General features: G+C 46.6%; 10 protein-coding genes. All 10 read right to left on the bottom strand.

The window, feature by feature from the left end; translation table 11 throughout:
- Positions 1 to 775 precede the first annotated feature (775 nt).
- Positions 776 to 1492, bottom strand: coding sequence for an ABC transporter ATP-binding protein (locus tag AB7D94_RS09895; protein WP_420265669.1), 717 nt, complete (start codon positions 1490 to 1492; stop codon positions 776 to 778).
- Between the two features lie 3 nt (positions 1493 to 1495).
- Complete coding sequence (locus AB7D94_RS09890; protein ID WP_420265668.1) at positions 1496 to 3331, bottom strand: branched-chain amino acid ABC transporter ATP-binding protein/permease; 1836 nt, start codon at positions 3329 to 3331, stop codon at positions 1496 to 1498.
- Positions 3328 to 4173 carry a branched-chain amino acid ABC transporter permease gene (locus AB7D94_RS09885; protein ID WP_420265667.1) on the bottom strand — a complete coding sequence of 282 codons (846 nt, stop codon included), beginning with the start codon at positions 4171 to 4173 and terminating at the stop codon, positions 3328 to 3330. The genes AB7D94_RS09890 and AB7D94_RS09885 overlap by 4 nt, the downstream gene beginning before the upstream one ends.
- 46 nt (positions 4174 to 4219) lie before the next feature.
- On the bottom strand, positions 4220 to 4789 hold the full coding sequence (locus tag AB7D94_RS09880; protein WP_420265666.1) for a BglII/BstYI family type II restriction endonuclease: 570 nt from the start codon (positions 4787 to 4789) through the stop codon (positions 4220 to 4222).
- A gap of 10 nt (positions 4790 to 4799) precedes the next feature.
- The gene (locus tag AB7D94_RS09875; RefSeq protein WP_420265670.1) at positions 4800 to 5729 is read right to left on the bottom strand and encodes a DNA-methyltransferase; all 930 of its coding nucleotides are present in this window, start codon (positions 5727 to 5729) and stop codon (positions 4800 to 4802) included.
- 163 nt (positions 5730 to 5892) lie between these two features.
- Positions 5893 to 7065 carry an ABC transporter substrate-binding protein gene (locus AB7D94_RS09870; protein WP_420265665.1) on the bottom strand — a complete coding sequence of 391 codons (1173 nt, stop codon included), beginning with the start codon at positions 7063 to 7065 and terminating at the stop codon, positions 5893 to 5895.
- Between the two features lie 49 nt (positions 7066 to 7114).
- Complete coding sequence (locus AB7D94_RS09865) at positions 7115 to 8299, bottom strand: response regulator (protein ID WP_420265664.1); 1185 nt, start codon at positions 8297 to 8299, stop codon at positions 7115 to 7117.
- Positions 8299 to 9642 carry a sensor histidine kinase gene (locus AB7D94_RS09860; RefSeq protein WP_420265663.1) on the bottom strand — a complete coding sequence of 448 codons (1344 nt, stop codon included), beginning with the start codon at positions 9640 to 9642 and terminating at the stop codon, positions 8299 to 8301. Before AB7D94_RS09860 ends, AB7D94_RS09865 begins: the two co-directional genes overlap by 1 nt.
- Positions 9643 to 9655: 13 nt before the next feature.
- On the bottom strand, positions 9656 to 11116 hold the full coding sequence (locus AB7D94_RS09855) for a hybrid sensor histidine kinase/response regulator (RefSeq protein ID WP_420265662.1): 1461 nt from the start codon (positions 11114 to 11116) through the stop codon (positions 9656 to 9658).
- Positions 11117 to 11129: 13 nt separating this feature from the next.
- Positions 11130 to 12473: a diguanylate cyclase gene (locus tag AB7D94_RS09850; protein ID WP_420265661.1), complete on the bottom strand. Its 1344-nt coding sequence runs from the start codon at positions 12471 to 12473 to the stop codon at positions 11130 to 11132.
- Positions 12474 to 12819 lie beyond the last annotated feature (346 nt).

Genomic DNA, 12819 nt, shown 5'->3' with positions numbered 1-12819 from the left:
AAGTAAGCATTTGGCCATTTCAGATGGTCAAACGCCAAGACGGGGGATTATCCCCTCTCGGTTCTAATACATTGCTCATTAGCCGTTTGTAATATCCGGTCTTTCAACACCGGTATCCCGAGCGGTCTCTTCTCTAAACTCCTTCGTGTACTTCCCATTAGGGATTCTTTCCATTGAACACCTCCATCTTGTAGGTTATTTTACTATATTTTGGTGTCCACTTTTTCCATCTTACCTCAATGTCTGCGACAACCGTTGCCGTGGTTGCAATGTTTGCTTCAGAACTCCGGCTAACGGCTACTGTCCACCGTCAAAAATCTACCGACAGTTGTTGGGATTCCTTACAGGTTTTTTACCTTCTATCACAGGTTGACCCGCTTGTCTGATATTTACTAACCATTTGTTTTTACTTGATATTTATCAGGTTTGTAAAAAACAACTACCTCTTATTTTCTCTGGCACTCTTCTTGCTAATATACTATTGCTTTGGTTTTGTAGCAATAAGGAGGCCTGACCAAATATGGAACTAAAGAGCCGTGACAACAGTAGTAACGATGTGAAGTTGGACAGGCTGATTAAGTGGGTACTGTTGTTTGAAGTCGTTTATTTCGGCGCGTCGCTGTTGCTTAGAGAATAACAACGCCGAAAATCACTCCGCAAAGCTTCCATACAGCTTGGGGTGGGGTACATAACAAATCGAGCCGTTGCCTTGATGGCTCGATTTGGGAACTTGTACATGTATCCCATCCCACTCCTCCCTTCTTAATTACCAGCGTTATACCCCCAAATATGCCTGTCTTACTCGCGGGTCATCAAGGAGCGCCGCCGCCTCTGCCTCAAGCACCAGTTCCCCGTTTTCCATCACACAGCCGTAGTGCGCCAACTGTAGCGCCATGAAGGCGTTTTGCTCAACTAACAATATCGTCACCCCAGCCCTGTTTATCCCGGCGATTATCCTGAAAATCTCATCGGACAGCACCGGCGATAGCCCCATTGAAGGCTCATCAAGCAATATCAAATCCCCCTTTGACATCAGCGCCCGCCCTATGGCCAACATCTGCTGCTCCCCACCAGAAAGCGTGGCAGACATCTGTTCCGTGCGCTGCCCAAGCCGCGGGAATGTTTTCATAACGTGATTGTAATCTTCTTCTATTGCTTCAGGGTCTTTTTTTCTGCACCACGCCGCAAGCATCAGGTTCTCCCTTACCGTGAGGCTGCCAAATATCCCCCTACCCTCCGGCACATGCGTTATGCCAAGTGAGACGATTTTGTGCGCGGGTGTGCCGTTTAATCTTATACCTTTATATTGTATCTCACCATTAAAGGGGGTCATGCCCGATATTGCGCGCAAAAGAGATGATTTACCGGCTCCATTGCCCCCAATCAGGGCGACAATCTGCCCCTGCCGGACATCGAATGTAATACCTCTGACCGCCCTGATATTCCCATAATGTACAGACAGGTCTTTTATTGATAACAATGCCGGTGCCATCGTCTATTGGCCTCCACGATAATTTTTTGACCCGGAACTGCCTAAATATGCCTCTATTACCTTTTTGTCGTCTTTAATCTGCTCAGGGGTTCCACCGGCTATCGCCACGCCAAAATCCAGCACGGCAATTCTCTCGCAAAGACCCATTATAAAGCTCATATGATGCTCTATTACCATGACTGTAAGCTGGAACTCGTCCCTTATTCTATGGACAAGCTCCATTAACGCCCCCGTCTCAGACGGGTTCATTCCGGCAGCCGGCTCATCCAGCAACAGCAGCCGCGGTCTCGTGGCAAGCGCCCTCACAATCTCAAGGCGGCGCTTCTGGCCATAGGGCAGGTTTTTGGCCAGCTCTTTGGCATATTTATCAAGCGCGAATAGCTCAAGCAGCGCCTGCACACGTGCAGACACATCTGCTTCGCACTTAATAAAACTCCTCGTGCGCACCATGGCGTCCGCGGCGTTATAATCAACAGAATTAAACATTCCTACCCTCACATTGTCCGCCACCGTGAGGTTGTTAAACAGGCGGATGTTCTGAAACGTGCGCGCTATGCCCTGTGCGTTTATCTCATTGGGGCGCAGACGGGTGATTTCAGCGCCGTTGAACACTACGCTGCCGCGGCTCGGGCGATAGTAGCCGGATATCAGATTAAACAGGGTTGTCTTGCCTGAACCGTTTGGGCCGATTATGCCCATAATCCGGCCTGAGTCGAGTTTGAGATTAAAGTCCGACAAGGCGCAAAGGCCGCCAAAATAATGCGTAAGGCCGGTGATGGTTAATAGATGCTCGTCAATGGGGACCTGCCGCTCATTCGCTGCCGGGTATGGCACAATTGCACCATCGCTTTTCTTAGCGGCAATGGGTTTAAACCACCGGAACTCGGTAAATCCAAATATGCCCTTTGGCCGGTATATCATCAGCAGGACTAGTAAAAGGGGCATAATGACCATCCGCCACATCCCCAACACCCTGAGGGCCTCAATTAATACGGTATAGATAACAGCCCCGGTTATCGAGCCGGCTATTGAGCCAACCCCGCCAAGATAGACCATGATGAGTATCTCCGTAGATTTTATGATGTCAAACGTGCGCGGAGAGATAAACTGCAGGAGATGGGCATAAAGTCCCCCAGCCACTCCGGCAAAAAACGACGACACCACAAAGGCATGAAGTTTTACTTTTCTCGTATCCACACCCATCGCGGTACCGGCCATCTCGTCTTCCCTGATAGATAACACCCCGCGGCCAATATTGCTGTACACGAAATTCCTGATTGCCCATACCGACACCACCGTCCACGCAAATGTCCACGGCAGCGTGGTCAGCTTCTCCATCCCCAGAAAACCCCTCGGCCCGCCTACCGCGTCCACGTTTTCAAGGACAGATTTCACTATCATATTAAACGACAGCGTCACTATTGCCAGATAATCGCCCCTCGTCCTGAACGACGGGATGGCCACAACAACCGCCGCCACCGCCGCCAACACACCACCGGCGATTATCGCTAAAGGAAAAATCCAAACGCCGACCCAGGGGGGAAACATTTTAACGGTCAGTATAGAGGCCCCATACGCCCCCACCGCCATAAACCCAGCGTGCCCCACTGAAAACTCCCCCATGTACCCATTGACAAGGTTCAAACTCAGGGCAAGGATTATATTAATCCCCACATACATCGCAACAAGCTCAAGATACTGGTCAATGAGGTTATAACGGCTTACTAATATTGAGGTAATAAAACCGAGGGCAAGTAATAAAAAAAGCGGCCAGCGCCTCGACATCAGGGCATCCCAAAATATAGAGAGCTTATGAATGGCCGACGGCACCGTTGTCATACCTTCAGGGTCTTTGGAACTCCTAATATCCCGTTTGGCCTGAAAATCAGGAGGGTGAGCAACAGCGTAAAGGCAATAAAATCCCTGTACGTAGAGGGCAGCGCCACGGCGGCCAGCGTCTCAACCGCACCCAAAATGTAACCGCCAAGCATCGCCCCCCTGATATTTCCAATCCCCCCCACTACCGCGGCAATAAAGGCCTTCCAGCCTATCATTATCCCCATGTACGGGTCTATCACAGGAAACGCCATCGCGTACATAGTCCCCGCCGCCCCGCCAAACCCCGCCCCTATGGCAAACGTAAGGGCTATTATCGTGTTCACAGGGACACCCATCAAGGGTAGAGTCTTTATATCCCACGCAAGCGCCCTCATCGCCATCCCAAACCTCGTCTTTCTTACTATGAAATCAAGCGACACCATGAGCAAGACCGACACCACGATGATGAGTACCTGTATGGAGGACACCGTAAGACCGCTGAAATTCCAGCTTATGTTTGGAAGAATTTCAGGGACATGCCGCGGGTATGGACTGAGGGCAAGCGTGAAATTTTCAATAAACACACCCACGCCAAGTGCGGTGATAATCGCCGAAACCTTAGGCGCCTCACGAAGCGGCCTGTAGGCAAGCCTCTCCACCGCCACGCCAAGCAGCGCGGTGCCAAACGCAGCCGCCACTATCACCGGCATAAAGGGCAGGTGCAGCTTGGCCGTAGCAACAAAACACAAAAACGCCCCCACCATAAACAAATCCCCGTGTGCAAAATTAATAAGCGACAACACCCCGTACACCATCGTATAGCCAAGGGCTATCACGGCATACAAACTGCCTAACTGGAGCATGTTTAAAAACTGCTGTGAGATATAGGCCATTTTTTATTTAGTAAGGTTAACCAGAAACTCCCAAAATTAAAACCGGAATATCAATGTCAGCACAACCCCTTTTTTGTAAATCCCAAACAAACTGTTCAAAGTATGAAACTCCAGTTGACATTTCAGATGCAAATCCTCTTACCGGTACGATCTCCACTCCAGTATTGATGATACCAAGGTTATGAAAAATTGTCATTTTCGCGCAAACATTATAAACCATAAACGCATATTTACCAAACTGAACCTCAACTCCAAGCCCTTCTTTTACAAAATCCATCTCACGAAACGCTCCTGCTCTCAGTGGTTTAGGTTCATAGCCTGTGGTATAATATTGAGTAGGATAATCACACATTTCTTTATGTTTTCCCCATCCCAAAAGGCTAAAATACTTCTTAAAGGATTTGTTTAATTCAATTGGACTATAGAGCATTTTGTTTTTCATCGTCTTTTCTCTGCTTTTTTTAGTGATATGTTCACTTGCATTAACAGATGAAATAACCGATTTAATATCTCTTAACAAATGTGGATATTTTTCTTCAATAATTTCTTCTCCTTTGTTAAATGAAAACATCCCCGCAATTATCATATCAAAGTTCCTAATCTGACCATTCTATTGGGATTTGTGAGACACGTTCTTTTCCTGTAGGTTTATAAATTTCTTTGCCAATAGGGCGCATTTTAAGTGTCCCACCATAATATGAATTTAATCGTTGTGTCGCAATTTTGCAATACTCTGTATCTCTGTCTATACCCATTGCTTTACGATTATGCTTCACGGCAGCAATAAGTGCAGAACCTACTCCACAGAAAGGATCTATAATCCAACCATGTTCATTTGTAAATGCAAGCACACACCTTTCTATGAGTTCTATAGGAAATTGACAGGGATGACAGGTTTTCTCAGGATGATTAGATTTAACATTGGGAATGTCAATAATGCCTAACTCAAATTCTTCTGTAATAATATTCCAGAAATCAGACGGATTTTTACCTAATGGATTACCACTGGGCATCCCTCTTTTATCTCCTTTGTAATAACGTTTTCCAGGATATTTAGACGGAACTCTCACATCGTCAAGGTTAAAAATATAATCATCAGATTTAGTAAACCACAATAGAGTTTCATAACGTCCTGAAAATCTATATGAAGCATGTAATCCATGACCAAAATGCCAAACAATTCTATTGCGAAGTTTTAATCCCATTTTCTTAAATATTGGATAGAAATAAATATCTAAAGGGAAAACCTCCCGATTATTTATATGATTTCCAACTTGCCAACACAAACTACCTGTTTTTTGCATAATTCTTACTAATTGAGCAATAATTGTTTCCTGCCATTGAAGGTATTCTTGTAAAGATGTTTCTTTTTCATAAATCTTACCAATATTGTACGGTGGTGAACTAACAATAAGAGAAAAAGTATTATCCGGTAATTTTTGACAAGCATTCAACGTGTCATCTGCTGTTACAACAATCCGAGCATCAACTTGAAACGAATTATAGATGTTAGGTATTTTCTCGATCACGGTTCAACCTACACATGTTTCTTTACAGAATCGTTACAACTCAATTTCCCAATAGACTGTTCAAATATCATTTTCCTGTATCTCCCTCTTATCTACTGTGTAGCATAACAGAAATAACTTATTTTATCAACTCCGTTATAATTTTATATTCCGGGCACCGTTAGGGTTTAATGTCGGCAAACCACTTAAACTCCCCGTCTTTTATCTGTAAGATGACAACGCTTTTTTCGGGGTCGCCAGAGCCTTCGTGGAATGTTATCGTGCCTGTGACGCCCTGAAAACCGGTTATCTTTTGAATCGCGTTTTTTATGTCTTCTGAGGCGGGCTTCCCTGATTTTCTCATCGCCTCAAACAGGATGCCGAAGGAATCGTACGTAAGGGCGGCCACGTCGTCGGGGATACTGCCATAGAGTGCCCTATAATCATCTACGAATTTCTTAACACCCGGCGCGGTTGAATTCGCAGAGAAGTGGCTGCTGAAATATGACCCCTCACAGTCCTTCCCACAAAGGCCAAGCAGGTCATGGCTTCCCCACGCGTCACTGCCCAAAATAGGCACGTTCATGCCAAACCGGCGTGCCTGCTGCACCTGCAGGGGTACGTCGCTATAGTATGTGGGAAGGAATATCAGATCAGGATTGTCATTTTTTATCTTCGTCATCTGCACGGTAAAATCCTTGTTGCCAGTTGTATAGGTCTCAAATCCCGTAACAGCGCCGCCCTTTCCCTCAAATGTCGCCTTAAAAACCTCCGCCTGCCCTTTCAGCACCTCAGAGGCCACGTCATATAAGACTGCCGCACGTTTGGCCTTCAGCTCGCCCATAGCAAACGCCGCAAGCACCCGGCCCTGAAATGAGTCCATGTAACAGGCGCGAAATACGTAGGTTTTCTGCTTACCGGTTCTGGGGTCAAGCGTGGTCTTAGGATTTGTTGACCACGGGGAAATAAGGGGAACCTTTGAGGTCTCGGCGATTTCTGACGCGGGGATTGCCCCGCTACTGGCATTCGGGCCTACGATGGCGATGACCTTATCGCGGGTGATTAGTTTTTGCGCCGCGGAGGCGGCCTGGTCAGACCGTCCGGCTGAGTCCTCTATCTGGAGTTTTAACGGGTATTTTTTTCCACCTATATCAATGCCCCCTGTGTCGTTGACCGCCTTTACCGCCATCTCAGCGGCATTTTTACACGACGCGCCGACAGCCGGTATGTCGCCCGTAAGCTCGGCTATCACACCTATGTGTATAGCGTCATCTTTTGCCTGATTACAACCTGACATGGTCAGCGCAACAAATAACAATACCATTATTAATACCGATGTACAGAATCTTACCATTTATCCTCCTAAGTGTTTTATTACCTATAATTATCCCTGCATGGCGATTTTAGTCCGGCGTCTCAGGGAGCATAACATAAAACGCGGCGCCGTTTTCCACGTTTTCAAAATAGAGCCTGCCGCCCATCTGAGTCTCCACAAGCACCTTTGACACATAAAGGCCAACTCCAATCCCTTTGCCCTGTTCTCTGGTAGTAAAATACGGCTCAAATATCCTGCTTGCAAGCGCCTCCGGCACCCCGCCCCCGTCGTCAACTATCCTGAGCACGGCCATAGAGTCGCGGCGGTTTATCTCTATCGTTATGACACCGACATGATTTGCCACCTGCGCCGTGCCACGCGCGCTTATAGCGAGCGCCTTTCTCCTTTCGACAATGGCGTCCATAGCGTTAAACATCAGATTTAAAATCACCTGGCGAAATTCGTTTAAAAATCCTGTCACATGTATGGCGTCTATGCCGGCGTGAATAATTTTTACATCAACCGACAGGCTCCTTATTTGGCCTTGAAGGAATGTACAGACCTCCTCCGTTACCTCAACGACATTAAACGGCCTCTTTTCCTTGTCCGGCTTAAACAGGTTCCTATAGCCGCTCACTGTCTCGGACATGGAATTTATCTCTGTCATCGCGTTTTTGACGAACTCGGCCAGGTACTTACCGTTGATCTCTCCAAATCTATGCGCGTCCTCTATGTCCTGGATAATAAGTCCAAGGGTGTTTAGGGGCTGCCTCCAGTTGTGAGAAATAGCGCGGAGCATCTCGCCCATCGCGGAGATTTTTGCCTGCTCTATGAGGAGTTTCTCATCCCGCCTTCGTCTTTCAGCCTCTTCGGCCTTCCTGCGGTACTCCTCCATCTTGTGCTTATACATGGCCATTTTGATAGTTACCATCAACTCCCTGCTGTTACATGGCTTCAATAAATAACCCGACGGCTCGGTTAGTTTTGCCTTTTCCAATATCTTGTCGTCAGAGTACGCGGTCAGATATATGATTGGAATTCCAAAGCGGTTTGTTATCTCTCTGGCGGCCTCAATCCCGTCCATATTGCCCCTAAGCACTATATCCATGAGCACCAAATCAGGCACGTCCCGCGCGGCGGCAGCGATTGCGTCCTCGCCCGTAGCGGCAATAGATGTAACTGTAAAGCCAGTAAAACCCTCAATTTTACCCTTCAACCCAAGGGCTATTAAGGCCTCGTCCTCGACTATCTGTATTCTGGCGCTTTCTATCATTACAGTCTTTGATTGTACACTAGTTCGCGAAATTTTATCTTAAACTCCGTCCCTACAGCCATCTCGGTTATCAACTCCAATGACCCGCCCAGTTGATGCTCAACAAGTGTCTTTACAAGTTTCAACCCAAGGGTCTTCGTATTGTTTATATCTAAATCGGAGGATATTCCAGAACCGTTGTCACTGACAGACAACTCACAGAGGCCGTCCTCAGCGCAATGCAGACTTATTGAGACCAGGGCATTGGTCTGCCCATTGACAAAGGCATATTTCAGGGAGTTTGATATAAGCTCGTTTATTATTAAACCGCACGGGATAGCCGTCTCAATATTTAACATGATGTCTGCTATGTCTATGTCTACGGTTAAATAATAGTCCCACCGCGTGTATGAAGCCCTGATGTTTTCCACAAGCGTATGGATGTAGTCTCTGAAGTCAATCCTGGACAAATCTCTGGTCTGATAGAGTTTTTCATGTATAAGCGCCATTGACTTGATTCGGTTCTGCATCTCGGTAAACATCTCTATAAATCTCTCGTCGGTTATTTGTCCTGACTGAAGGTAAATAAGGCTTGAGATTATCTGCATGTTGTTTTTTACCCTATGGTGAATCTCCTGCAATAGAACCGTCTTGTCATCAAGCGACTTTCTTAGTGACTCAATCAGGTTCACTCTTTGGGTTATATCCCTGACGATAAAAGACGCCCCAACAATCGCTCCCGATGTCGCAGCGGCTATCGGGGTTACGGTAAGGGATATGTTGATTTGTCTGCCATCCTTTCTGAGGTGGACAGTTTCATAATTTTTAATATGGGCACCTGAGCTTATCTCGTTCAGGATTTCCAGCGCCTCATTGGCCTTATCCGGCGTAAAGAAGTTTGATATGGAAGAGGATACTATTTCGGCTTTTGAGTAACCATAGATACACTCTGCGCCATTGTTCCAATGAGTAATCCTTCCTTCAGTGTCAACGGCGACGATGGCGTCGTCAAGAAGCTCAACTATGTCGTCAAGCCGACGAGTAGTCTCTTTTGCCTTTCTCCTTTCAATTGTCCTTACGCCGCGAAATATCGGGGCAATCATCATAATCCCAACGAGTATTAATAGTGAGGACAAAAAGGCCACTGTCTCAGGCAGAGGCATCGGCACATAAGAAATGTCATCAACGTCTTTGTAAAACAAATCAACAAGTGAAATCAACCGCCTGAGGGCCATTACAGCAACACCGGCGGCAATAAACACCCATGCGCCGCTTCTACCGGTAATCCTTATCAGCCTGAAACTCAAAGCGGCGGCGGCCAGTTGAACGATGCACGAACTTATTAAGATTATCTTAAGATACATTTATATTCCGGCTCTATTTCGGCGTGCGCGGCAGTTTTATCTCAAAACATGCGCCGGCACCGGAGGCAGAGCGCAGCGTTATCTCCCCGTAGTGGTCTGCCACAGCCTTCTTAACGCTGTAAAGGCCAAGCCCCGTTCCCTTTTTGCTTCCCGGTACCTGAAAATACACATCGAATATCCGATTGTGATACTGAGGGTCAATGCCAGGGCCGTCGTCAGATACAGAAAACAGGATAGTGGAACTGTCGCCCGACGCCTCCACTTTTATTGAGGCCTTCGCGTATTTGGCGGCATTGCTCAGGAGGTTTTCGACAATTGACTTAAGCTGATACGGGTCTGCCGTCAGCGTTAGTGGCTCTTCTGTCTGATAATCCCCGGAGTTCACCCCATTAATGCTCAGACTAAGCCCACGGGCATCCATCATAGGCAGACAATTCATAGCCACAGACGATATTATGGATGAGAAATCTACCGCCACAGGGTTAGACATCCCAAGGGACGCCTTTTCCCTCAACGATTTCGATGTCTTTTCAATAATTTGAAGCAAATCGGCCGCGGCGCTTTCTATTATATGCAAGACCTCATTTTTCGCCTCCTCTGTTGGAGCCTTGCCCGTTAAATACCTTCTCGTATAGCCCTTAATCGCAAGCAGGGGCGTTTTTAAGTCGTGGATGAGCACCGATACGAATTTCTCTCGCTGGGAGTTGAACGCCTCCTCAGCCTGTATCCTCTCTGTGATGTCATGAAACGCTATGGCCATGCCATAACATATGCCAAGCTCATCCCTGATTGCCGCCGTACAGCCTCTGATATGATACTGCCTGCCGTGCAACCCGGTCAGGACAGGATTAGAAAGCTCCGTAACAGAGGTTTGGTTTACTCTGCCCAGATTAAACCTCTCGCCATTTTCTCCCAATGTCACGTTAAAAACATCATTGGCAGCCCTGCCTATGGCCATTTGGCCTTCCCAGCCGGTCATAGCCTTTGCGGCCGCGTTTATAAAAATGACACGGCCTGTTAAATCAGTCGCTATGACGCCGTCTCCAATGCTGTTTATCGTCGTAGACAGCCACTGCTGGCTTTCGCGCACAGACTTTTCAAGTTTGTGTTTGTACATCCCCATCTCAATGTTTATGTGCAGTTCCCTGTCCTCAAACGGTTTAAGCAAGTAGCCGAATGGTTCTGTTATCTTCGCGCGCTCGATCATTTTTTCGTCCGCGTAGGCGGTGAGATATATGACAGGTATATCATACTTAGCGCGTACCTGAGAGGCTGCCTCGACCCCGTCAATTCCGTCTTGCAGCATTATATCCATGAGGACAAGGTCGGGACGCCGCTCCTCAATCTTCATAAACGCTTCACGCGCGGTAGGCACTGCCCCCGTCACCACGTAACCGAGGTCCTCCACACACTTCTGTATGTCTTTGGCTATTATTATCTCGTCTTCTACGATTAATATCTTCTTCTTTGACATTTCTTCATAGTACCTAATAGGGAAGATTAAAAAAGAACGAATGTTCCTTCTCTACGGCCTTGACCCTGTTTCTGCCTTTGTTCTTAGCGATATAAAGGGCATAGTCCGCCTTTTTAATAAAACCGGCGGGGTCCTCATGTTTGACATACTCTGAGACGCCAAAACTACAGGTTACCTTTCCAACATCAGCAAATTCGTGGTCCTGAACTATCTCTCTGAGTTTCTCAGCCAGCTCCTTCGCACCGGAGAGGCTGGTCTCCGGCGTAAGAATCACAAACTCCTCACCCCCGTAACGGGCAAAAATATCATATTTCCTGACATTTTCAGATACCAGCTTCGTTATCTCCTGCAACACATAATCCCCGGTCTGATGCCCATACGTATCATTTACTGATTTAAAATGGTCTATGTCAAAAATAATGAGTGACAGGAAATTGTTATATCTCAGACACCTTTCGATTTCCTTGCTCAGTTCATCCCCGAATTTCTTTCTGTTAAAAATGCCTGTCAGGGCGTCTTTTACAGCCATATCCTGAAACATCTTCATGTCGCACTCTATGTGCGATATGTCCGTAAAGGTGATGAGATAGCGCTTGTGCTCCTGAAGCTCCGGTATGGCGTTTGCGTGAATAATATATGCCCTTGCCTCGCTCTTTAACTGGTCTTTGCCGGCCATGAAGACTATACAATCTGTTTTTTCGGTGTTAATGGCCTCTTTTATCCACACATTAAACGATTTTCCCTTGTAAAAACTGTCCTCCTTGACCACCATAAAACGGTTTATACTATTGGCCTTTCCGATAAACTCATCAAATGTATCAAATCCAAGGAAGCGCAAAAACGAAGCGTTCAGAAAATATATCTCGTCTATATCGGTAATCATAATGAATGTGGGATTGTTGTCGAGAATCGTCTTGATAAACTCGTTTTTTGACTCAATCTCTTTCTGCTGCGACACCGCCCTGGCCACCTTGGCAAGTACATTAAGAAGGTCGCTGTTATTGACCGGTTTTTTGATATATTTTGCGACGCCTATCTCTATTGATTTCAAAAAATATTCCTCGTCGTTAAACGCGGAGGTAATGATAATCGGGGTATCTTCGTTTATGGATTTTATCTCCCTCGACATTTCAATACCGTCCATTATGGGCATCATTATGTCGGTCACGACGATGTCAGGGTTTTCTTTTTTGTATATCTCAAGGCCCTCTTCCCCATTGGAGGCCAGTAAAAGGTCTTTGATACGCCGCCTTAAGAATCTTGCAATACTATCTCTGATAACGGCCTCATCCTCAACATAGAGTACCTTTGCCCTATGAAGGTATTGATCAACCGTATTCTGATAGTCATCGCTCATAACAGTCTCCGTATATACTACCAAAAACAACACAAAAAAAAGATAAAATAATCAAGGTTGCAGAAAACTTCACTCCGCGATAAAAAATTGTATCCACCCGGCTTGTCTTGCCGTCATTCCGGCCTGTCTGGAATCTCATGTGCCGACTCAGAGGCGAACCGGAAGTGCCTGCTTGCCTTGTCGTCATTCCGGCTTGTCCGGAATCTGCCTCTGCACATCCTCAAGCCAAATAAGATTCCGGACAAGCCGGAATGACGGACTTAAGGGTAAACTCATTATTCCCTATGTGCAATTCCCTATGTGCAATTCCCTATGTGCAATTCCCTATGTGCAATTCCCTATGTGC

The sequence above is a fragment of the Candidatus Magnetominusculus dajiuhuensis genome, assembly GCF_046044395.1.
GTDB classification, from domain to species: domain Bacteria; phylum Nitrospirota; class Thermodesulfovibrionia; order Thermodesulfovibrionales; family Magnetobacteriaceae; genus Magnetominusculus; species Magnetominusculus dajiuhuensis.
The sequence above is the reverse complement of the archived record's forward strand: the minus strand, read 5'-3'. Positions and strand labels throughout refer to the sequence as shown.

Coding starts and splice junctions, on each gene's coding strand:
- AB7D94_RS09855 (WP_420265662.1), bottom strand. CDS start 11,116: ATGTCAAAGAAGAAGATATTAATCGTAGAAGACGAGATAATAATAGCC.
- AB7D94_RS09870 (WP_420265665.1), bottom strand. CDS start 7,065: ATGGTAAGATTCTGTACATCGGTATTAATAATGGTATTGTTATTTGTT.
- AB7D94_RS09860 (WP_420265663.1), bottom strand. CDS start 9,642: ATGTATCTTAAGATAATCTTAATAAGTTCGTGCATCGTTCAACTGGCC.
- AB7D94_RS09890 (WP_420265668.1), bottom strand. CDS start 3,331: ATGACAACGGTGCCGTCGGCCATTCATAAGCTCTCTATATTTTGGGAT.
- AB7D94_RS09865 (WP_420265664.1), bottom strand. CDS start 8,299: ATGATAGAAAGCGCCAGAATACAGATAGTCGAGGACGAGGCCTTAATA.
- AB7D94_RS09850 (WP_420265661.1), bottom strand. CDS start 12,473: ATGAGCGATGACTATCAGAATACGGTTGATCAATACCTTCATAGGGCA.
- AB7D94_RS09885 (WP_420265667.1), bottom strand. CDS start 4,173: ATGCTCCAGTTAGGCAGTTTGTATGCCGTGATAGCCCTTGGCTATACG.
- AB7D94_RS09880 (WP_420265666.1), bottom strand. CDS start 4,789: ATGATAATTGCGGGGATGTTTTCATTTAACAAAGGAGAAGAAATTATT.
- AB7D94_RS09895 (WP_420265669.1), bottom strand. CDS start 1,492: ATGGCACCGGCATTGTTATCAATAAAAGACCTGTCTGTACATTATGGG.